Raw genomic sequence first — 20,780 nt, 5'->3', positions numbered from 1 at the left:
AGTGCTTGCCGGGCCCGCCGCTCAGTACGGCCATTGGGGCGGGTTGGTGGTGAAGTGGCCGCCCAGATGCGCGTGGTCGGGGTTGTCCGGGTCGAGCTCACCCTGCTGCGCGACGAGCTTCTCGGCGTACTGCTCGGAGTCGTCCTGCGGCTCGTAGCCCAGCGCCCGCGCCGTCGAAAGATCCCACCACAGACGGGTGTTGGCGGAAGAGCCGTAGACGACGCTGTGGCCGACGCTCTCGGCGGTGAGCGCGGCGTGGAAGAGGCGGGCGCCGTCGCCGGGGCTCATCCAGACCGACAGCATCCGTACCGAAGTCGGCTCCATGAAGCAGGAGCCGATGCGTACCGAGACGGTTTCCAGGCCGTGCAGGTCCCAGTAGAGCTGCGCCAGGTCCTCGCCGAAGCACTTGGACAGGCCGTAGTAGGTGTCGGGCCGGCGCGGGGTGTCGATGGGGATCAGCGCGTCGGGCGGGAAGGGCGCCTCGCCCCGCGGCCGCGGAGTGAAGCCGACGGCGTGGTTGCTGGAGGCGAAGACGATCCGGCCGACGCCCTCTTCGCGGGCCGCCTCGTAGAGGTTGAAGGTTCCTTCGATGTTCGAGCGGAGGATCTTCTCGAAGGGGGCTTCCAGGGAGATGCCCGCGAGGTGGATGATCGCGTCGACGCCCTGTACCGCCTCGCGCAGCGCTCCCTTGTCGCCGAGGTCCGCGGTGATCGCGTCCGGCACTCCCTCTATGGGGGTGGCGTCGAAGAGACGGAGCTCGTAGCCGTACGCGGGCAGCAGCCCCCGCATCAGGGTGCCGAGGCCGCCGGCGGCGCCGGTGAGCAGGACTGTGCGGGGAGCGGGCATGGATGGATCTCCTTGAAATGCTCAGGTCCGTAGACGGCATTCACATGCATGGACAAGCTAGGGAGCGGTCCCGACACCGTCAAGTGTGGCGCGGAGTAGCCGACTCCGCCTCTGAGTTGCGGTTTTCCGTCTTGACCCGGGCGATGTGGCTGCCATAGCTTGACTGCGTTCAGGGATATGGACGTCGATCAGAATTGTGCACGGGTCCGCAGGCTCGGTGCACGGCCCAGGGAGCGCCCGTGACCTCAGCCCCGCTCGCCGCCCGGCTCACCCGGGTCCAAGGACCGCTGTTCTTCCCCGTCACCGCGTACGGACCGGACGGCGCTCTCGACCTCGATGTCTTCCGCGCCCATGTGAGAAGCGGCATCGACTCCGGCGCGGCCGCGGTCTTCGCGTGCTGCGGCACGGGCGAGTTCCACGCCCTGACCCCCGAGGAGTTCGGCGAGTGCGTCGCCGCCGCCGTCGCGGAGACAGCCGGCGAGGTGCCCGTCGTGGCGGGCGCGGGCTACGGCACCGCACTCGCCGTCCAGTACGCGCGGATCGCCGAAGCGGCGGGCGCCGACGGACTGCTCGCCATGCCGCCGTATCTCGTCGTCGCCGACCAGGCCGGGCTGCTGCGCCACTACGCCGCGCTCACCGCGGCGACCTCCCTCGACGTCATCGTCTACCAGCGCGACAACGCCGTCTTCACCCCTGAGGCCGTCGTCGAACTCGCCCAGGTGGACGGCATCATCGGCCTCAAGGACGGCTACGGCGACCTCGACCTGATGCAGCGCATCGTCGGTGCCGTCCGCCGAGACCTGCCCGACCACGACTTCCTCTACTTCAACGGGCTGCCCACCGCCGAACTCACCGGCCTCGCCTACCGCGGCATCGGCATCACCCTGTACTCCTCCGCCGTGTTCGCCTTCGCCCCCGACATCGCGCTCGCCTTCTACCGAGCGCTGATGACCGGCGACGACAAGACTGTCAACCGGCTGCTCGACGGCTTCTATGTGCCGCTCGTGGAGCTGCGCAATCTCGGCCGCGGCTACGCCGTCTCGCTCGTCAAGGCGGGCGTACGCCTCGGCGGCCTCGACGTCGGCGACGTGCGGTCACCCCTGAGCGAACCCCTCGACGTCCACATCAAAGCCCTGGCGGCGCTCATCGAGCGCGGCCGCGCCCTCCTGAAGGACGGTGCGTGAAGACCTCCGCCTTCCTGTACCCCTGGGACGTCGTCGGCGACCCGGACGCCGCCGCCCGTATCGCGGACCTCGGCGTCCAGCAGGTCACTCTCGCCGCCGCCTACCACTCCACACGCGCCCTGACCCCGCGCCACCCCCGGCACCGGATCGTCATCGCGCAGCACGCCGCCGTGCTCTACGAGGTCGACGAGGAGCGCTGGGCGGGGCGCGAGCTGCGCCCGTACACCGCGGGGGACTGGGCCCCGGGCGACGCTTACGGCGAGGCCGCAGCGGCGCTGGCCGACGCCGGAGTCGAGGTCCACAGTTGGGTGGTCCTCGCCCACAACTCCCGCCTCGGCGCCGAGCATCCGGACACCTCCGTCGTCAACGCGTACGGCGACCGCTACCCCTGGGCACCCTGCATCGCGCAGCCCGCCGTACGCGCTCTGGTAACGGATCTGGCGGCCGAGGCGGCGACCCGTCCGGGCACGCGTGGCACCGAGCTGGAGTCCTGCGGCTGGTACGGCCTCGCGCATCTGCACGCCCACGACAAGATCGCGGGCGTGGGCCTGGGTGACGCGGCGCAGTATCTGATGTCGCTGTGCTTCTGCACCGCCTGCCGCGACGGCTACGCACAACAGGGGCTGGAGCCGAATCTGCTGGCCGCCGCGGTACGGGGCGCCCTGGAGCCGGTCTGGGCGGGTGCCGCGTCCGCCGACGCCGCCGTCGAGGAGCTGCTCGGCACCGAACTGGCCGCCGCGACTGTCGACTTCCGGACGCGGACGGCCCGGACGCTCCAGGAGGCCGCCGTCGCCGCGGTGCGGGCCGCCGCGCCGCGGGGCTTCCAGGTGCTGCTGCACGCCGACCCCGTCGCGCACCACTGCGGGGCGAACGCGGGCGTCGACCCGGCACACATCCTGTCCGTCGCGGACGGCGTGGTCGTACCGTGCGCGGGCGGCGCGCGGGCACTCGCGCCGTTCGCCGAGCAGGGCGTGCAGGGTGCTGTGCTGGCCGCGAACCTCACGGTGGTCAGCGGCATGGGAGGCAGCCCGGGCACGCTTGCGGACGACGCGGCCGGAGCGGCGGATCTCGGGGCGACCGAGCTGCGGCTCTACCATGCGGGGCTGGCGTCGGACGCGGACCTGGCGCTGGTGCCGGACGCGCTGTCCCGCGTGGGGTGAGGCCCGACCCCCGGGCAGGGCTTGTTCCCCTACCGCCCCTTGCCCCAGGAGGACGAAGCATGACCGAGCACCCGTTCCCCGCCCGCCTTTCTCGCCCGCCGGGGCAACAGCCCCGATCCATACGCGGGTTGAGCGGGACGGCCGGGACCGTCGGTCCGGGCGGCCCCGGACGATCAAGTGCCGGGCGGACGTGACGTAACACCGTCATAACCTGAAACGCTCTTCACAGGGGAACAATCCAGCTACCCGCCAGCAGGATCCCCCCCGAGGAGAGCCATGTCCGCACAGGTCGACCGGTACTTCCACATCAGCGCACGAGGTTCGACCTTCGCGCGGGAGATCCGTGGCGGCTTCGCCACGTTCTTCACGATGGCCTACATTCTCGTTCTCAATCCGATCATCCTGGGCAGCGCCGAGGACAAGTTCGGCGCCCATCTCTCCGGTCCCCAACTGGTCACCTCCACCGCCCTGGTGGCCGCCGTGATGACCGTGATCATGGGGCTCGGCGGCAATCTGCCGCTCGCCATCGCCGCCGGACTCGGCCTCAACGCCGTCGTCGCCTTCCAGATCGCGCCCCTGATGAGCTGGCCCGACGCGATGGGCCTGGTGGTCATCGAGGGAATCCTCATCTGCGTGCTGGTCGTCAGCGGACTGCGCGAGGCTGTCATGCACGCCATCCCGGGCTCGCTCAAGCAGGCCATCAGCGTCGGCATCGGTCTGTTCATCGCGTTCATCGGCTTCGTGGACGCGGGCTTCGCCACCCGCATACCCGGCGACACCGGCTCCGTCCCCGTCCAGCTCGGCGCGAGCGGTCACCTCTCCGGCTGGCCCGTCCTGGTCTTCTGTCTCGGCGTGCTGCTGACCGTCGCGCTGATGGCCCGCAAGGTGAAGGGCGCGATCCTCATCTCCATCGTCGTGATGACCGTCGTCGCGATCGTCATCAACGAGATAGCCGGCATCGCCCCGCTCGCCTGGGGCCTGACCGTCCCGTCCGTACCGGACGACATCGTGGCCGCCCCCGACTTCGGGCTCGTCGGCTCCTTCAGCCTCTTCGGCGCCTTCGAGCAGATCGGCGTCGTCACGATCGTCCTGCTGGTCTTCACCCTCATACTGAGCGACTTCTTCGACACCATGGGCACGGTCGTCGGCATCTCCAGCGAGGCCGGTCTGCTCGACGAGAGCGGCAAGGTCCCCAACATCGGCCGGGTGTTGCTCATCGACGGCGCCGCCGCCGTGGCGGGCGGCGCGGCATCCGCCTCCTCCAACACCTCGTACATCGAATCGGCGGCCGGCGTCGGCGAGGGCGCCCGCACCGGACTCGCCTCGGTGGTCACCGGCGCGCTCTTCGGCCTCGCCCTCTTCCTCACCCCGCTGGCCACCGTCGTGCCCGCGCAGGCCGCCGCACCCGCGCTCGTGGCGGTCGGCTTCCTGCTGATGGCGCAGGTACGGCACATCGACTGGGAGCGCTACGAGATCGCCATCCCGGCCTTCCTGACGATCGCGGTCATGCCCTTCACGTACTCCATCACCAACGGCATCGGCGCCGGCTTCATCGCCTACGTCGTCATCAAGGCGGTGCTCGGCAAGGCGCGTGAAGTGCACTGGCTGCTGTGGGGCACGTCCGCGCTGTTCGCGGTCTACTTCGCGATCGACCCGATCGAGCAGCTCCTCGGCGTCAATTAGCGAACGGCCGGTTCAGCTGCCGGCAGCCGAAGTCAGCCGTTGAGGGCCGCGGCCATCATCTTCTTCGCGACGGGCGCGGCCAGGCTGTTGCCACTGACCTCCGAGCGGGCCGCGCCCGAGTCCTCGACCACGACAGCGACCGCGATCTCCTTGCCGGTGGACGAGTCCTTGGCGTAGGAGGTGAACCAGGCGTACGGCGTCCGGCTGTTGTTCTCGCCGTGCTGGGCAGTGCCCGTCTTGCCGCCGACCTCGGCGCCGTCGATCCGCGCGTTGGACCCGGTGCCCTCGTCCACCACCGTCACCATCGCGCTGCGCAGCTGCTCGGCGGTCGAGGAGGAGACGATCCGCTTCGATGCGGCGTCCTCGTAGGACTGGAGCGTGTCGCCGTCCGCGTCCACGACCTTGGAGACCATGTGCGGCGACTGCATGACGCCGTCGTCGGCGATGGCCGCCGAGACCATGGCCATCTGCAGCGGGGTCGCCGTGACTTCGAACTGGCCGATGCCGCTGTAGGCCGTCGACGGCCTGTCCATCCCGGACGGGAAGACGCTCTTGCTGGCGCGTACCGGCACATCGAGCTTGTCGTTGTTGAAGCCGAACCTCTCCGCCATGGCCTTGACCTTGTCCTGGCCGAGGTCGACGGCCAGCTTCCCGAAGACGTTGTTACAGGAGTACTGGAGCGCGACGCGGATGCTCGCGTTCTCGCAGGGAGCGGACTTGTTCTCGTTCTCCAGGGGCCTGGTCGTGCCGGGCGGGGTGTACGGGTCGGGGCTGTCAGTCCTGGTGTCCACCGAGCCGTAGAGACCGTCCTCCAGCGCGGCCGCCGCGACCACCAGCTTGAAGGTCGAGCCGGGCGGCAGCGGCTGCCGCAGTGCCCGGTTGACCAGCGGCTTGTCCTCGTCGGCCAGCAGCTTCTTCCAGGCGTCGCCGTCGCTCACCCCGCTGATCTTCGACGGGTCGTACGAGGGTGTGCTGACCACCCCCAGGATCTTCCCGGTCTTCGGGTCGATGGCGACGGCCGCGCCCTTCTTGTCGCCGAGCGCCTCGTAGCCCGCCTTCTGCACCGCCGGATCGATGGTGGTGAGCACATCGCCGGGCTCCTGCTGCTTCCCGGTGAGCGCGTCGACCGGGTTCTTCAGCCGAGTGTCGGTGCCGTCGAGGACATGGCTGTAGATGCCCTCCAGCTGGGTCGCGCCGTACGCCTGCGAGCTGTAGCCCGTGACCGCCGAGTAGAGCGAGCCGTCGGTGTATGTGCGCTTGTGGGCGAGATCACTGCCCTGCGTCTCTTTCGAGCCGGTGACCGGTGATCCGGCCACGATGATGTCGCCGAGCGGCTGCGCGTACTGCGCGATGATTTTCCGCCGGTTGTGGCTGTCGTCCGCGAGAGCCTGGGCCTTGTAGCCCTGCACCCAGCTCGCCCGCACCAGCAGGGCGAGCACGAGCAGCAGACTGAAGACCGCGGCGTTCCTGATCGTCTTGTTCATCCCGTAGTAGGGACGAAGGGGGCGGGGGTGACGTTCCCCGCCGACAGCCTTCTCAGGAATTCCTCATGTGAACTTGTGCATGTAGGCATGTGCATGTCCGCGCTTCAGCGCGGCGTGATGAATCCCGGCTCGTACGCCGCGATCACCGCCCGGGTGCAGTCCCGGGCACGCCGTCCATCAGGACCGTGACGCTGCCTGCGACGGCCACGAGGTGTCTGTGCCATGCCCCCGACGCTCCCGGGCGGGGGCGTCCCGCACCTTCTGCCCCGAGACGATCTGCCCCGAGACGATCCTCCTCCGCCGCACGGCGGTGACCGGTCAGCGGGTGAGGATGAGGAGCAGCTCGTCGATTTCCGCGCCGCGGGCGTTGGCGAAACCCCGGTCGTTGCCGATGACGGTGAAACCGCACTTCTCCAGGACCCGGATCGAGCCGGCGTTGTCGGCGGCAGTGCGGGCGGCCAGCGGCCGCTTCGGTACGAGCTCGAGCAGGGCCAGAAGAGCGGCGGTGGCGATGCCCCTGCCCCAGTACCCGCGGTCGATGCAGTACGTCACCTCGCGCTCCTCGGCCGGTCCGTACACCGCGGCGTGGCCCACGACCACGCCGTCGGCGAGAACGGTCCGTGTGACGGCGTCCGAGGCCCGGATCCGCACCCAGTGCGCGTCGAAGGCGGCCCGGTCGGTGGGGTCCTTGGCGGTGAAGGCGGCCATCCGGTTCGACTCGGGATCGCTCATGTGCCGGAAGAAGTCCGGCAGATCACTGTCGGTCACCTCGCGGAGGGTGACATGCGGGGCCACTCAGAGCCTCCTGGTCGCCAGCGTCAGCCGGTCACGCGCGTCGAAGAGCGCGTCCTTGATCATCTGCTCATGGCCGGGGGTGAGCCGCGCGACCGGAACCGAGCAGCTGATCGCGTCCCGCGCCGGCGTGCGGTACGGGATCGCGATGCCGAAGCAGCGCAGTCCAAGAGTGTTCTCCTCGCGGTCCACGGCATAGCCCTGCTCGCGGATCATGTGCAGCTCCTCGATGAGCTTCTCGCGGTCGGTGATCGTGTGCTCGGTCAGCGACGCCATGGTCTCCGGCAGCATCTTGCGCACCTGCTCGTCGCTGTGGGTGGCGAGCAGCGCCTTGCCCAGCGAGGTGGAGTGCGCGGGCAGCCGCCGGCCGACGCGGGTGAAGGGGCGCAGGTAGTGCTGCGACTGGCGGGTGGCGAGATAGACGACATTGGTGCCGTCGAGGCGCGCGAGGTGGATGGTTTCCGTGGTGTCGTCGGAGAGCCGGTCCAGGGTGGGCCGGGCAGCTGCCACGACCTCGTCGCCGTCGATGTACGAGGTGCCCACCAGCAGGGCCCGTACGCCGATGCCGTACCGCGTGCCTGTCGCGTCCGTCTCCACCCAGCCGAGCTCGACCAGTGTGCGCAGCAGCATGTAGAGGCTGGACTTGGGGTAGCCGACCGCCTCCTGGACGGCGGCGAGAGAGTGCATGCCGGGGCGTCCGGCGAAGTATTCGAGCAATTCCACCGTCCGCACCGCGGATTTGACCTGTGCCCCACCGGAATCCGCAGCTGACATTGCTCTTCGCCCCTTCTTGACCGCGCAGAACGCCCGGAAATAGAGTCCCCACAGATTCACCATCAGGAACTTTGTTCAGAATACCGAACAAAAGCCCTGATGGGTGGCAGTAGACCGGAAAGGAAGCCGCGGTGGCAGCAGCACCAGTCTGGAGTGTCGACCCCCGAACCGGGAACCCGCGTGAGCAGGTTGCGGTCGAGTCCACGGCCGAGGAGATCGACCAAGCGGTCCGCGCCGCGCACGCCGCCCTCCCCGCGCTCGCCGACCGGAGTGTACGCGCGCTGCTGCTCCGTACCGCCGCCGACCTGCTCGACGAGGCGCGCGAGTACGTCATCGAGGCCGCCGACGCCGAGACCGCGCTCGGCCCCACCCGCCTCACCGGTGAACTCGCCCGCACCACCGCCCAGTTGCGGGCCTTCGCCGGCGTCGTCGACGAGGGCGCCTTCCTCGACATCCACATCGACCACGAGGACAGCACCAGGACCCCGCCCTGGCCGGATCTGCGCCGCTACAAGATCCCCCTCGGCGTCGTCGCCGTCTACGCCGCGAGCAACTTCCCGCTCGCCTTCTCCGTGCCCGGCGGCGACACCGCCAGTGCCCTCGCGGCCGGCTGCCCGGTCGTCGTCAAGGCGCACCCCGACCACCCCGGCACCTCGGAACTCTGCGCGTCCGTCCTGCGCAGGGCCGCCCAGCGCGTCGGTCTGCCCGAGGACGTCGTGATCCTCGTGCACGGCTTCGAGGCGGGCATCGAGCTGGTCGGGCACCCCTTGGTCGCGGCCGCCGGCTTCACCGGCTCGGTACGCGGCGGGCGCGCGCTCTTCGACGCCGCAGCCGCCCGGCCCGTACCCATCCCCTTCCACGGCGAACTCGGCTCCCTCAACCCCGTCGTCGTCACCGAGGCCGCCGCCGAGGAGCGGGCCGAGCAGCTCGGGGCCGGGCTCGCGGGCTCCATGACCCTGGGGGCAGGGCAGTTCTGCACCAAGCCCGGCTTCGTCCTGGCCCCCGCGGGTGACGCGGGCGACCGGCTGCTCAAGTCCCTGACGGCCGCGGTCAGCGAGACCGAGCCCGGCGTGATGCTCGACCACCGGATGCGCTCGGCCTTTGTCGAAGGCGTACGGGAACGGGCCGAACTGCCCGATGTCCAGGCCCCGATCACCCCTGGCGCGGGTGGCGCGCACACCGTGAGCGCCGGCTTCCTGTCCGTACCGGCACGGCTGCTGGCCGCCGAAGGACCCCACGACCTGCTGCTCGAAGAGTGCTTCGGACCGGTCACCGTCGTCGCCCGCTACGAGTCGGCCGCCGAGATAACCGCGGTGCTCGGCCGACTCCCGGGCAACCTCACCGCCACCCTGCACCTCTCCTCCCTCGAGGCCGACGGCGACGGCCGGGGCGCCGAACTGCTCGCCGAACTCACCCCGCTCGCGGGCCGCGTGCTCGTCGGCGGCTGGCCGACCGGCGTCGCCGTCGCCCCGGCCCAGCACCACGGCGGCCCCTACCCGGCCACCACCTCCACCTCCACCTCGGTCGGCGCCACCGCGATCGAGCGCTGGCTGCGCCCGGTCACGTATCAGACGACGCCCGAGGCGCTGCTGCCGCCCGAGCTGCGCGAGGACAATCCGCTCGATCTGCCGCGTCGGGTGGACGGCCGCCGGGAAACTCCGGGAAGCTGAGCGACGTGGCGGACCCGATCGACCTGCCCGAACTGCCCTTCCCGCTGCGCCCGTACGGCCCCGACGCCAACTGGTCGTACGACAAGGGCGCGCTCACCGGCTGGGCCGGAGCCCGGCAGGACCTCTTCGTGCCGCCCTCGGGCGAGGCCCTGGACCCCGTCTCCGACGCGCCGCGCCTGCTCGGCGCGCCGCAGGGCGACTTCCAGCTCATCGCGCGGGTCACCGTCGGCTTCGGGGCGGCCTTCGACGCAGGTGTGCTCTATCTGCACGTCGGCGAGCGGGAGTGGGCCAAGCTCTGCCTTGAGCTCTCCCCGGACAAGCCCACCATCTGCACGGTCGTCACCCGCGGCTACTCCGACGACGCCAACTCCTTCGTGGTGGACGGCGACAGCGCCTGGCTGCGGATCAGCCGTACCGGCAAGGCATTCGCCTTCCACGCGTCGACGGACGGCGAGCGATGGACCTTCGTCCGGATCTTCGCCCTGGGCGACGAGGCGAAGGCGGGCGCGGCACTGGTCGGGTTCATGGCCCAGTCACCGGTGGGGGAGGGGTGCGTGGTCACCTTCGACCGGATCGAGTACCGCCCGAGCTGGCCGGAGGGCCTGCGCGACGGCAGCTGACGGCGGCCTTCTGACGGGCGTCGCCGCGGTCCGGTACGGCGCCGGCACCCCGAACCGACTACAGCTCGTCGTATGCCGCACTGGTGCACAGTGGCCCCTACGAGGGGCCGCACTGCGAGCAGTTACGGATACGAGGTCAACGGCGGAAGATCCGTTCGCAGCGTGAAGCCGGACGACAGCACAAGGCCTGGGCAGACTCCCGGCCGCACAACACTGGAGGAACCTGGTGGCCGTGGACCTCTCCTTCTACACCTCACCCCTCTCGGAAGAGATCCGAGACGAAGGCCGTGCCCAGGGCATCGCGCAGAGCATCCTTCTCCTGCTCGAGCAGCGCGGCATCATCGTTCCCGTAGACGCCCGCGAACGCATCACCGGCTGCGGCGATCCCGAGATCCTGCGGCACTGGCTCGCCCGGACCATCACCGCATCCTGCCTGGAGGAGATCTTCGCAGAGGAATAGTCCCGCCCCGGCGAGGCGCAATCGGCCAGGGCGGACCGCTGGCGCGAACGGCCTGGTGTCAAGGCCGGCCGGCCGCGACCACGGATGCCTAGTGGAGCAGGTATGTGCTCTGGGGATTCGGGGCGTTGAGCGAGACTCAGACGACAGGTTGTACGTCGCGAGCCCGATCGCGGTCAGTGCCCAATTCGGCGTGCCCCCGCGCCCCGACTCCTGGCCCGCCGGATCCCGGAGAGCCGGGATCCGGTCACACCCGTGTCCGTCCCTGCGTAACGCCTGGATCGGGTTCGTGCCGCGCCTCACACCGGCAGCCCATGCGGAATGAGGCGGGTCCCCGTGCGCGTTCACCTCCCGGCGGAGGTGGCCTCAGCACCGTACGACCCTGGAGTGATGAAGAAGATGCGCGTCGAGATCTGGAGCGACATCGCCTGCCCTTGAACCAACGGAACCCCAGGTTATCGCAGGTCGCGCACCTCACACCACGTACGTCCCCTTGGCTGGCAGCGAGAAGCCCCGCCCATGCGCCACGGGGGAAGCACACGAACGGGGCTGGGCCGACACCCTGAGCCATCGGCGTAGCTCAGCGAGTCGGGGCCTAGTGCCAGCGGCCAGCGCCGCACCGATCGCACCGGCACGGGGGCCATTGGGCAGACATCAGCGGGGGAAGGTCGTCTGAGCTGCGTACGGCTCGCTGCGGCCCGTACGTCCGTCCGCTGTCCCGAGAGATCCGAATCGTCATCAACGGGCGCTCAGCGCTCACCGAGTCACCCCCGGGCACTTTTCGGCGTGCCGGTAAACGACGATGGGCGGCTCTGACTGCCTTTCCAGCAACCCCCTGCGGCAGGGGTCAAGACTCTTGATCAGCTGTTTGCATGCCGGGCAAGTCTCGCCAGCGGGCGCATAGGTCACGTACTCCCATTCGGTCGCGCCGGTATCGCGCTGGGCATTGGTGGCCATCGTCTCGCCGTCCCCTCGAATCGCTTGCGCTGATCGTCGTCCCGGGGCCGGGCACCCACTAGGGGCAGCGATAGTGGCAAGTGCAAGCACAGCGCCGCTAGTTGGCTGTCTAGGGGCAGCACTGGGGGCAAGATGGAACCCATGGCCATCGGTGCTCTGATCAAAGATCTACGCGAGGCACAGGGCTGGTCGCAGGGGCGACTAGCAGACGAGATCAACGCTGCGTTCGGAACCGGGCTCAATCGGGAGTACGTGAGCCGCTGGGAGCGTTCCAAGGTGGCACCGGGGAACTTCTATCTCCGGTGTCTCTCGGCCGTCCTAGACGTGCCCCTAGCGGTTCTAGAGGGTGAAGTGAAGCGACGTACGTTCCTGTCCGATGTGGCAGCGACCGCCATAGCGCCCGTGGTCGCCTCGGATCTGCTCAGCGCCGGATTCGCTGCCAGGCTTAACGGCGGCCCGTCCGTGGATGACTGGGAAGGGAAGCTAGCCACCTACGGCACGGAGTACATGAGCCTTGGCGCTGCCGACATTCAGCGCAGGGTTTCCGGCGAACTAGTCGTAGTGCAGCAGCAACTAGAAAACCCTCGGCTATGGTCTGTGGCAGCACGGCTCATGACCCTTTACGCAAAGACGTTCCCCGGTTCCGATGGCGCTAAGGCAGTGAACTGGTACCGGCTTGCCGCACAGGCTGCCGACCAATCCGGCGACGAACAGGCGCGCGTCTGGGTGCGCGGAAGAGCGGCTATCGCGCTGGGATACGAGGGGGCCTCACTCGGCGTTGCGGACATGTTCGCCGATCAGGCAATGGCCATCAGCGACAAGCCGTCCCTTGGGCTGCTCAATGCCCTCATGGGTAAGGCTCATGCCGCAGCAATCCGGGGCGACTCGCAGACAGCGCGACGGCTGATGGACGACGGGCGGCGGATCTTCGATAGGTCCGGATCGTACGAACAGACCTCGGATTACGCCGTTCCCTGGTGGCGCATGAACGTGTTTGTCTCGCTGCTGGCGGCACGCCTAGGGGACGAGTCGACAGCAGTAGCAGCGCAAGAGGCGGCACGGCGTGAACTTCCAGAAACGCTCCCCAGGTTCGCCACTCACCTTGAAATGCACCGGGGGCTGATGCTCGCCCGGTCCGGCGATAAGCAGGGGGGAACGGCCTACGCTCGCAATGCTCTCGACGCGCTGCCCCCGGAAAAGCACTCGCTCACGCTGCGATTGCTCATGGCCGAGGTGGAGCAGTCCTGAACGCAGAGAAGCCCCGTAAACAGCCTGGGAACCATCCAGGGTCTACGGGGCCTTACTCATGCCTGCGGGGCGCTCAGACAGGCTCGCAAGACTACTGACTCACCGTTCAGTAGAGCGTTCAGCGGCATAGAGGCGAAGTGCAGCGCGAAGTACCTGCGTGAACGTGCGGCGCCGCTCTTCCGACAGCTCGCGTAGTAGCTGGTACTCGGGCTCATGCATTCGAACGCGTATTCGATGAATCATGAATCTCTCCTTCCTGGTAGCGGAGCAACGGGCATGTACACGTGACCCTCAGGGCCAAACTCGACCTGAGTCTGTAGCAAAGCGCCGGGGTAACCGCCGACTCTCAGACTCTCGGCAGCGCGCCAATCGTCGTACAGGCGAGTCAGGGCAGCGCGGAGAATCGCATTCGCTGATGTGCCGGTATGAGTCAGCGCGTCCAGCATGGCGGCTTGTGAGTCATCAAACCTCGCTGTCACTTGTCGCATTCGCTGTCCTCTCGCTTACGTCTGCGCCACTCGCGCTTGTACTCGCAGATGCAGACCCGACACCACCACTGGCGACCCCGGGGCGAGCTATTACGGATATGGAAATCCGTGTCAGGCAAATGCTGTGCACAGCGCGTACACGTCATGTAGGTAGGTGGCATTGGTGTCTCATTCGTCGTTGCGGCGCTGCTGTCTGCGCTCACGGGTATAGTCGGTCTTGCATTCGCGGCACCATGGCTGGGCACCCCGGCGGGTCTCATAGGCGAACTCATTGCCTGGCTTCTCTTGCTGGCAGCGGGAGCACCAATAGATTTCGTATTCGTCCATGCGGATCACTCTCTGTGTGTAGAACCATGTCTTTCAACCGGGCAGACCTCTTTCCGCCCTCCCCTGCGTGCCTGGTCCCCTCATGATCATTTAAAGACCCCCTACTCTTAGTGACTGCCAAATCCAAAGTCACGACCTGTGTAGACAGCGTGGCAAGACTTGCAGCACGCAAGCCAATTGCTCTCGTCATTCCAGCGCGGACCAGCCAGGCCGAGCCCGTCAATGTGATGAGTCTCGGTCGCTGCATTGCGCACCAGCGGATTGACCTTGTCGCATTGCTCGCCAGCGCAGATGGGATGCTCACGCAGGAATGCGCGCGACAGTCTGGCAAACGCCGTGCGCCGTCCCTTGGGTACCTCACGCTGGGAACTCCGGTACCGCTCGCCAGTCGTCGACGACACGCGCCTATGGGCAGGGCACTTCCCCCCGTCAGGCACGAACTCAGGGCATCCGGGCTGAGCGCACACGCCGCCTGCCTTGCGCTTGCGGGGAGCAGACTTGGCCGCCTTGCCAGGCTTTACCAGCGGCTTGGCATACTCGGCGGGATCCGGCGCTGACGCCTTCGGCTCGGGCGTTACCAGGGCAATCCACTCAGCGTCACTAAGCGGCTCCACCGGCGACACCATGCCCGTTCGCAGCCAGTTACCCGCTGCCTCATCGGGGATATCAAACTCGTCACCAGGCCCGTACACCGTGTCGCCATAGGCGAGCCGGTTAAGCATGCCTACTCGTACTCGCATGGGTACCTCCTCATTTCAGTAGGCAGCGGAGAGGGGCCACCAGGACAATTCCTGATGACCCCTCAGAGCCGGCCAGGGGCCCGGAATTGCCAGGCCCCCAACTTGCTTGCGTCTACTTACCGTTCAGCTTGTGTCGGGTGTAGCTCATGGCAGCCGCACGGGCGCGCTTCAGCTCGACCAGAGCCTGAGAGGTCTTGGCGGCAGCCGCACGCTTCGGGTCGCCGGAAGCGGCAGCAGCCTTGATTACCTCAGCGCGCACACTGATCAGCATCGCGTCACGCACAGAGGGATCAACTCCCTGCGCATCAAGGAAGTCGGAGAGGTAGCTCTGATCGGCCACCAGTGCGCCGACTGCGTCACTTCGCTGGGCCAGCCGCTTTAGCGTTCCCGCCAGAGCGCCCGGCTTGTCGATGTGGCGCTGAGTCATCATCTGGAGATCAGCGCGAGCAGGCATAGCGGCATCCGCCGGAACGCGCGGACGGGCAGCCTCGTACGTCAACGCAGAGACAATCTCAAGCCGGGTGTCTGCATTGTTGAAAGACTCAGCGACCTCGCCGGTAGCCGCCTTGATTGCCTCGCTGGCCATGTAGTCACGACCAGCCGGATACATGGTGACGTTGTTACGGAATCCGTCCGCCTTGCTTCGCGCGCTATCGGCCGTGACCACAGTCGCCGTAATCGCGCTGGCGGCTTCACTGACGAGCTGGCGCAGGTCCGCCGGAAGGTTGGCCGACAGGTCAGCGGCAGAGTGGAAAGCGGCCTCATAGCGCTCGACGATAGGGCGCAGCGAAGCAACGGCGGCGGCCGCCTGGTCCGGGGCAGGCTTGCTCATCACGTCGAAAACGAGCGGATTCGCCTCGCTACCAACGGGGGCAGATGGGTCGCTGGTCATCGGGGTGGTGATTTCAGTCATGGGTGAATCTCCCTAGTTGGAAGTGGTGTTGGTGTGCGGCGGATTGACCAGCGCACGGTAATGGGCGTTGCGCGCGGGTTAGCGCTCTTCAGCGATAAAGCGGCGGGCTTCGGCCTCTTCGGCTAGCGTCGGATCGTTCCAGGCAGCGTCACGGATCATCTTGGGTGGCCGCTTACCGGATCGGCGCGCACCGCTCTGGACAACGCGATAGCCAGCGGCCCGAAGTGCCTCGACATAGTTCAGCAGCGGGGTGTAATCCTCGCCGCCTTCCTCGCTGTACAGCGTGCGGCAGGAATGGGACACATCGCTAAGCCGGACAGAAGCGCCAGGCTCAGCGTGGATGAATACGGGGATCAGGTCAGTTGCGTCAGCCATCAGCGATCAGCCGTTCGCTGAACCTGCGCAGACAGCAGCGCGGTATAGGCCGCCACAAGGCCCGTAAGAACCTCCACGCCGTCAAGGTCAATGGTCTTCGGGTCGTCCTCCAGGGCAGTAGCCAGCGACGTAATGAGGGTCGCTATCGCCGCCGTGAGGCTCAGCTTTGCGCCAGGCATAGCGGCGGGGGTGGGAGCGGTCATGGGCACATACTCTTTTCAGTAGGTGGGCACGCTTTGCGCGTGCTATCAGGTGGCCTGGCCGGCTCAGGCATCAGCGCAGCTCAGCGAGAGTGCGGCCGTTTGCAGCAGGGTTCACAGCGGGAACGGCGCGCAAGCGTCAGCAGCAGGTATCTGCACCGGGCACAGCTACGGGTTCCGGCTCGCTCTTGGCCAGCTCGTGAGAGCCGCACTGGATTAGGTCAATCACCCGGTCGTGATAACGCTCGATGTTGGCTCGCTGACGACAACAGGCACACCAGTCCAGCGGTATTCCGCCGACACGGGGCATGGCAGTGTGTGAGCAGCGAGAGCAGCCGTAAGGCATGGGGGATCCTCGATTCTTATCAGGGGAGACAGCAGGGCAGGGGCTGTTGTCACGCTTGTCCCGGGGTACCTCAGCCCTTCTATAGGGAATTGAAAATAATTCCTAAGAACGACCTAAACACCCCGGGACACACGTGACAGATGACGATTCGCCCTATCCCGCTGTCGGGCGGAGTCCTGTAACCATCCGTTCGCGGTCCTTCAACGGTCTGCCGCTGGTGTTGTGCACGCGCCAGCCCTTTGTGCGTACGCTGCTGTCCTGCTTCTCAATCTCGCCGCTGGTGAACCAGTTATGATGTCGGGCGCGGGTCCAAAAAAGCTTCTCCCCCCATTTGCGGATACCGCGCACCTCGGCCCACTCCACAAAGTCGGCGTAGATGTCCATTGCCCGTACCGCTGAATCGGGATCCGGCTCGTATCGCTCGTCCAGGAACTTGGCAGCGTGGTTAGCGTCGTATTGCCATTTCGTCGTGTCAGCCTTGACGCTGTCGGGCGCTGGCGGGATTACCTCGTTGCTGTCGTACCAAACAGCGGCACCATGAACGAGCCAGGCGAGGACGGCCTCATGTTGTCCCTCGTTGCCATCCAGGATGCGCTTTCGTAGCGTCGGGTCCTTGGGGTGCTCAGGGTCGCTACCGTCGAACGTGTACGGGAACATGACCAGCGCCAGACGCCGCCACGTGCCGTAATCAACAGCGTCCACCTGTACTTCGTAGTTCGTCGTGACAAACAGCGAGTGCGTTGCGTCCCAGGTGACATTGTCCTGCCCGATGTAACGGGCCGTCATGCTATCGGTACCCGCTGCCTTTTTGAGCCGCTGAGCGTTCAGGTAGTCGCCCTCCGGCAGCTCTTCGATATAGGCGAAGCGCGCACCAAACAGCGTCATCATTTCCGTGGGATGGTCGGACGGCGAAGCAAGTAGAACCTTGTCAGGCACCATCACGCTGAAATCTCCCAGCGCGCGTGTGACGCCGTCCAACATTGTGCTCTTACCGTTGGCTCCTCCGCCCCTCAGGAACGGCACCACGTCGTCTTGCGTGGCGTGTCCGGTCGCTGCCTGCCCGAACCGAATTTGCATCCAGTTGGCGACATCCTCAGGCAGCGCAGTGAGTGCCGATTCCCAATCGGGGTGCACAGCATCCGGCCGGTAGTCGACCGGGGTTACCTTGGTGAACATCAGCCGGGGGTCATGCGGGCCAAGTTCCCCAGTGCGGAGATTGACCACGCCATTGCCCACGTTCAACAGATCAGGGTGCGCGTCGAATTCGGCCTGATCCCGTTCTAGGACCCCCCGCGCTACCCGCTGGAGGCTTGCCACCTTGCCAGCGAACCGGAGGGCGTTGAGTTCTTTCACGCGTCTGTCGCGCATTGCGTTCGCTGCTGCCAGCGCTGCCTTACCCTCCTCCTCCTTTGTCTCAGAGAGCTTCGCAGCCCCAGCAGTTGCCGTTGTGTGCCGCTCGTTTACCGCTGTTATCTCAGCGACGTACAGGCGGAGGATTGCCTTACGTACGGCGTCAAACACAGCGGAGTCAGAACAGCGTGCCCAGCGTCGGCCATCCCAGCGGGACCACGCGTTACGGCCCCATGCGATGAACTCTCCATCCAGGTACTCACGCGCTATGCGCTCGCCGAGATGGATTTCGGAGAGGTCGCTGTCCCGGTATCCCTCGGAGGGTTCGGGGGTGACATCGTCAGCGGGCAGGGTTCCGGCGTCAGCCGTGCTGTAGAACAACTTGCCCTCATCACTGAGGATGAATTCGCCCAGGTCCGTAAGGGTCATCGCTGCACCGCCGGAACCAGGTTGTAGGACAGCGAGGTTGAAGGCTTCTCGAACACGAGACGGCCATTACGCATGACGTTGGTGCAGTGGGCAACCCGGTGACCGTAGGCCATGTGAGCATCGGCGGCAGTGGGGCCAGCGCCGTGGATGTGAATGCGCGGGCAGTAGGGGCACTTGACGCGAAAGGTCCAGTGCGAGTCCTTGTCCGCTGGGCTGACTAGTCGTGCGGGAGCATCAGGTATGTGGCTCATGCCATTCTCATTTCGTTGACGGGGGTGGGTTAGCGGCGGGTCCAGAGCCGAATCGTTCCGACGTCCAGGCCCGTTGCGTCGCGAATCTGTGCGTGAGTCATTCCGGGGCGAGCCTGCGGGAGAATGGCTTGTAGCTCGCTGTCAGCGGCCGCTAGCTCCCCCTTGAGCCTCTTACGTCGTGCGCCGATTTCTCGTACGCGCCTTGTCAGTTCGTCCATGGGTTTCGTCTCCCTATTTCGGCTCCCCCTGTCAGCAGGGCAAGTAAAAGACCCCAGTCAGTGACTGAGGTCTGATGCTGTTCCCCCGTCAAGGAGATGCTTCGGTTGGGCGCTGTTCGCTGCCCTTTAGTTATCTAGGAGCGCAAGGACTTCCCGCCGGGGCCGGAATCGAGTGTTTCTGACCCACCGTCAGGAACACTTTACCTTCTCTTTACCTTCCTGCACTGCCCTTCGAAGGGGAGAGAGCGCGCCGGTTACCTGCCCTGGAGCGCAGGCACTTCCTACGGCTGTCAGCGGGCATGAGAAAGCCCCGCCGGGTCCTGGGACCAGACGGGGCCGGTAAGGCTCTCAGCGGGCTCTCAGCCCAGCGCGGCAGCGTTCCCCAGCAGCGCGGACATAAGGGCCTCTACGCGCCGCAGACGCTGCCGGACTAGGACTCCGTCCCCCTCGACCCTCAGGGCCTCCCAGCGGGCGGACAGGGCGTTGTACTCCGCTTCCCAGAGGGCAGCCTCAGCGGGACTCACGCCGGGCCTCCCAGGCATCAAACGCAGCGTCGATCTGGCTGCTGTCCGTATCCCGCCAGGCAGCATCCAGCCGGTCAAGGATCGGCGTTCGGTCGCCTCGATAGCGCGCCGGTGCCAGCGTTATGCCCGCTTTCCCCAGCGTCGCCCGGAGTAGTGCCCTCTGCCCGCTGATACCCGCGCCGGTCCACAGCTCCGCCAGCGCCTCAGGGTCCATGAGCGGCGACAGGTCCGCTTCCTGGGTCAGTTCGGCCAACTCGCCTTTCAGCGCGCTGATTTGAGTTGCCAGTGCGCCGCGCAAGTAGTCGTAGGTGGCCTCAGTCATCCGGCCCAAGATGAACCGTTCTTTATCTAGCTGCATCTCGCGGCCAACAGCCGATTCCAGCGCAGCAGCGACATGGGCTTTACGGGACTCCTGCTCAGGGTCGTTGTACGAAAGCCACTCACGGGCAATGGCGCGAATGGTCAGCGATTCGGGCGCGAGGCTTAGAAGGTGGTTGAGCCACATCACCACCGCTGCTTCATCAGCGCGAGCACGGTCCGTCGACACACCTACGCAGGATGACGCACCCTCTACCTGTCTTGCGTAGCACCGGTAGTTGACCCCGCCGTTAGCCATCGGTCCCCGGCAATGCCCACAGCGAAGAACGCCGGAGAGTAGCGCCACAGTTTCCCGCTTGCCCCGTGTCCGGTCACCGATGCTGGTTCCGGCCTGGGCACGCTCAGCGAGAATGGCGGCGATCTTTACGTGTTCGGCAAACGTGACGACACCCTTTCCCAATGCGATCGGGTGCCCTTCCCTATCCAGCAGCGGAGTGCCGCCACGGTGGTACTTGCCGAGATCCTTGCCGTTCGCGTCGAGCATCTTTTCCCGACTGGCAACCAGCCCCGCCCACGTCACGCTGTGAGCCAGGCTGACAATGCCCGGACCTTTCCAAGTCTTCCCGTGACGGGTGAGGGCCTTTTCACTGTTGAGCCTGTCAGCGATCCACGCAGGCGTCTTACTGGCGAGCAGCCACTCAGCGATACGGCGCGCTGTCGGGTACTCCTGCGGGTCATGGGACAACTTCCCCGACTTAGGGACGCAGCGCAGACCGTACGGCGTCACTCCACCCGTGAAGCGCCCCTCAGCCTTGTTGGAGTCGATGCCCAGTTTGGTGAACGTCGAGATGTCCGCCGCTTGCTCACGCGCTTGCTCGCTGAGAATCGCCAGGATCATTCGGCTACGCGTCGAGTCGATGTTCTCAGCGACGACGTAGATACGCGCTCCGCGATCCTCGAATGCGTCCAGTAGTACACCGACCTGGCCCATACCCCTGCGGCTGAGTCGGGAGGTCTTGAAGACATACAGAGTCTTGGACAGCCCAGCGTCGACGATTGCCGCTGTGGCGCTCTCGAACTCCTCACGGCGCACATAGGATTTGCTGGCGGACTTCTGTTCGAACCAAACGTGGCGAATTGCCTTGCCCTCTTGCGCAGCGTGAGCGCACATACGGCGAACCTGTTCCCGCAGCGAGCTAACGGTGTCTTTCCGCTTGCTACGTCGCACGTACATTTCGGCGAGATCAGCGGGAGTGCCGGTGGCGGGCTCCACTAGGCCCAGCTCTGCTAGTTCGGTGTCGGTGAATCCCAGCGCGCGCAGGGCGGGGAGGTCGTAGCGTTTCATGAGGCGTTCCGTTCGGTCGGAGGTGTCGACCTCTCCAAGCGCGTCGGTCGCCCGGTACTCGGACGCGAAGCGCAGGTACGC

General features: G+C 66.6%; 18 protein-coding genes and 1 pseudogene. 7 read left to right on the top strand and 12 right to left on the bottom strand.

All coding sequences use genetic code 11. From position 1 onward, the window contains the following. Window positions 1-21: 21 nt before the first annotated feature. Window positions 22-846 carry an NAD(P)-dependent oxidoreductase gene (locus J7E87_RS13345; RefSeq protein ID WP_215093411.1) on the bottom strand — a complete coding sequence of 275 codons (825 nt, stop codon included), beginning with the start codon at window positions 844-846 and terminating at the stop codon, window positions 22-24. Between the two features lie 239 nt (window positions 847-1,085). Between J7E87_RS13345 and J7E87_RS13340 the strand changes: the two genes are divergently transcribed. The 3 genes from J7E87_RS13340 (at window position 1,086) to J7E87_RS13330 (ending at window position 4,873) form a co-directional block, all read left to right on the top strand. Next, a complete protein-coding gene (locus J7E87_RS13340) occupies window positions 1,086-2,030 on the top strand; it encodes a 5-dehydro-4-deoxyglucarate dehydratase (RefSeq protein WP_215093408.1) in 945 nt (314 codons plus the stop codon). After that, complete coding sequence (locus J7E87_RS13335; RefSeq protein ID WP_215093406.1) at window positions 2,027-3,190, top strand: hypothetical protein; 1,164 nt, start codon at window positions 2,027-2,029, stop codon at window positions 3,188-3,190. Before J7E87_RS13340 ends, J7E87_RS13335 begins: the two co-directional genes overlap by 4 nt. A 276-nt stretch (window positions 3,191-3,466) precedes the next feature. Beyond that, complete coding sequence (locus J7E87_RS13330) at window positions 3,467-4,873, top strand: NCS2 family permease (protein WP_215093404.1); 1,407 nt, start codon at window positions 3,467-3,469, stop codon at window positions 4,871-4,873. A gap of 32 nt (window positions 4,874-4,905) precedes the next feature. On the opposite strand, the gene J7E87_RS13325 is transcribed toward J7E87_RS13330, so the two are convergent. From J7E87_RS13325 to J7E87_RS13315, 3 genes are all read right to left on the bottom strand, one after another. Beyond that, complete coding sequence (locus J7E87_RS13325) at window positions 4,906-6,357, bottom strand: penicillin-binding protein 2 (protein ID WP_215093402.1); 1,452 nt, start codon at window positions 6,355-6,357, stop codon at window positions 4,906-4,908. Between the two features lie 318 nt (window positions 6,358-6,675). Next, window positions 6,676-7,152, bottom strand: coding sequence for a GNAT family N-acetyltransferase (locus J7E87_RS13320; RefSeq protein ID WP_215093401.1), 477 nt, complete (start codon window positions 7,150-7,152; stop codon window positions 6,676-6,678). Continuing rightward, window positions 7,153-7,923, bottom strand: coding sequence for an IclR family transcriptional regulator (locus J7E87_RS13315; protein WP_215093399.1), 771 nt, complete (start codon window positions 7,921-7,923; stop codon window positions 7,153-7,155). A gap of 131 nt (window positions 7,924-8,054) precedes the next feature. Here J7E87_RS13315 and J7E87_RS13310 point away from each other — a divergent pair, with 131 nt between their 5' ends. The 4 genes and pseudogenes from J7E87_RS13310 to J7E87_RS13295 all read left to right on the top strand — a co-directional run bounded on the left by J7E87_RS13310 (window position 8,055) and on the right by J7E87_RS13295 (window position 12,875). Further along, complete coding sequence (locus J7E87_RS13310; protein WP_215093397.1) at window positions 8,055-9,593, top strand: aldehyde dehydrogenase (NADP(+)); 1,539 nt, start codon at window positions 8,055-8,057, stop codon at window positions 9,591-9,593. A gap of 5 nt (window positions 9,594-9,598) precedes the next feature. Then, window positions 9,599-10,213, top strand: coding sequence for a DUF1349 domain-containing protein (locus J7E87_RS13305; RefSeq protein ID WP_308312925.1), 615 nt, complete (start codon window positions 9,599-9,601; stop codon window positions 10,211-10,213). 175 nt (window positions 10,214-10,388) lie between these two features. Next, window positions 10,389-10,673 (top strand): annotated as a pseudogene (locus tag J7E87_RS13300) (hypothetical protein); the annotation flags it as partial. 1,095 nt (window positions 10,674-11,768) lie between these two features. Further along, complete coding sequence (locus J7E87_RS13295) at window positions 11,769-12,875, top strand: helix-turn-helix domain-containing protein (RefSeq protein ID WP_215093394.1); 1,107 nt, start codon at window positions 11,769-11,771, stop codon at window positions 12,873-12,875. Window positions 12,876-13,531: 656 nt separating this feature from the next. On the opposite strand, the gene J7E87_RS13290 is transcribed toward J7E87_RS13295, so the two are convergent. The 8 genes from J7E87_RS13290 to J7E87_RS13255 form a co-directional block, all read right to left on the bottom strand. Beyond that, window positions 13,532-13,690, bottom strand: a complete 159-nt coding sequence (locus tag J7E87_RS13290) for a hypothetical protein (protein ID WP_215093392.1) — start codon at window positions 13,688-13,690, stop codon at window positions 13,532-13,534. Window positions 13,691-13,797: 107 nt separating this feature from the next. Next, window positions 13,798-14,430 (bottom strand): HNH endonuclease signature motif containing protein, encoded by a 633-nt coding sequence (locus J7E87_RS35015; protein WP_251017373.1) that lies wholly within the window; start codon window positions 14,428-14,430, stop codon window positions 13,798-13,800. 112 nt (window positions 14,431-14,542) lie between these two features. Continuing rightward, complete coding sequence (locus J7E87_RS13280; protein ID WP_215093390.1) at window positions 14,543-15,343, bottom strand: hypothetical protein; 801 nt, start codon at window positions 15,341-15,343, stop codon at window positions 14,543-14,545. A gap of 78 nt (window positions 15,344-15,421) precedes the next feature. Further along, window positions 15,422-15,718 (bottom strand): hypothetical protein, encoded by a 297-nt coding sequence (locus tag J7E87_RS13275; protein ID WP_215093388.1) that lies wholly within the window; start codon window positions 15,716-15,718, stop codon window positions 15,422-15,424. Beyond that, on the bottom strand, window positions 15,718-15,921 hold the full coding sequence (locus J7E87_RS13270; protein WP_215093386.1) for a hypothetical protein: 204 nt from the start codon (window positions 15,919-15,921) through the stop codon (window positions 15,718-15,720). Before J7E87_RS13270 ends, J7E87_RS13275 begins: the two co-directional genes overlap by 1 nt. 496 nt (window positions 15,922-16,417) lie before the next feature. Further along, the gene (locus J7E87_RS13265) at window positions 16,418-18,043 is read right to left on the bottom strand and encodes a phage/plasmid primase, P4 family (protein ID WP_215093384.1); all 1,626 of its coding nucleotides are present in this window, start codon (window positions 18,041-18,043) and stop codon (window positions 16,418-16,420) included. Window positions 18,044-18,871: 828 nt separating this feature from the next. After that, a complete protein-coding gene (locus J7E87_RS13260) occupies window positions 18,872-19,036 on the bottom strand; it encodes a hypothetical protein (protein ID WP_215093383.1) in 165 nt (54 codons plus the stop codon). After that, window positions 19,023-20,699 carry a recombinase family protein gene (locus J7E87_RS13255; RefSeq protein WP_215093382.1) on the bottom strand — a complete coding sequence of 559 codons (1,677 nt, stop codon included), beginning with the start codon at window positions 20,697-20,699 and terminating at the stop codon, window positions 19,023-19,025. Before J7E87_RS13255 ends, J7E87_RS13260 begins: the two co-directional genes overlap by 14 nt. Window positions 20,700-20,780 lie beyond the last annotated feature (81 nt).

Source organism: Streptomyces sp. ISL-1 (assembly GCF_018614585.1).
Classification (GTDB): Bacteria; Actinomycetota; Actinomycetes; order Streptomycetales; family Streptomycetaceae; genus Streptomyces; species Streptomyces maoxianensis.
This window is presented reverse-complemented; position numbering and strand designations above follow the sequence as displayed.

What these genes read in the sequence shown, in the direction of transcription:
- J7E87_RS13345 (WP_215093411.1), bottom strand. Translation starts at nt 846, where the DNA reads ATGCCCGCTCCCCGCACAGTCCTGCTCACCGGCGCCGCCGGCGGCCTC.
- J7E87_RS13330 (WP_215093404.1), top strand. Translation starts at nt 3,467, where the DNA reads ATGTCCGCACAGGTCGACCGGTACTTCCACATCAGCGCACGAGGTTCG.
- J7E87_RS13325 (WP_215093402.1), bottom strand. Translation starts at nt 6,357, where the DNA reads ATGAACAAGACGATCAGGAACGCCGCGGTCTTCAGTCTGCTGCTCGTG.
- J7E87_RS13315 (WP_215093399.1), bottom strand. Translation starts at nt 7,923, where the DNA reads ATGTCAGCTGCGGATTCCGGTGGGGCACAGGTCAAATCCGCGGTGCGG.
- J7E87_RS13295 (WP_215093394.1), top strand. Translation starts at nt 11,769, where the DNA reads ATGGCCATCGGTGCTCTGATCAAAGATCTACGCGAGGCACAGGGCTGG.
- J7E87_RS13290 (WP_215093392.1), bottom strand. Translation starts at nt 13,690, where the DNA reads ATGGACGAATACGAAATCTATTGGTGCTCCCGCTGCCAGCAAGAGAAG.
- J7E87_RS35015 (WP_251017373.1), bottom strand. Translation starts at nt 14,430, where the DNA reads ATGCGAGTACGAGTAGGCATGCTTAACCGGCTCGCCTATGGCGACACG.
- J7E87_RS13280 (WP_215093390.1), bottom strand. Translation starts at nt 15,343, where the DNA reads ATGACTGAAATCACCACCCCGATGACCAGCGACCCATCTGCCCCCGTT.
- J7E87_RS13275 (WP_215093388.1), bottom strand. Translation starts at nt 15,718, where the DNA reads ATGGCTGACGCAACTGACCTGATCCCCGTATTCATCCACGCTGAGCCT.
- J7E87_RS13270 (WP_215093386.1), bottom strand. Translation starts at nt 15,921, where the DNA reads ATGACCGCTCCCACCCCCGCCGCTATGCCTGGCGCAAAGCTGAGCCTC.
- J7E87_RS13265 (WP_215093384.1), bottom strand. Translation starts at nt 18,043, where the DNA reads ATGACCCTTACGGACCTGGGCGAATTCATCCTCAGTGATGAGGGCAAG.
- J7E87_RS13255 (WP_215093382.1), bottom strand. Translation starts at nt 20,699, where the DNA reads ATGAAACGCTACGACCTCCCCGCCCTGCGCGCGCTGGGATTCACCGAC.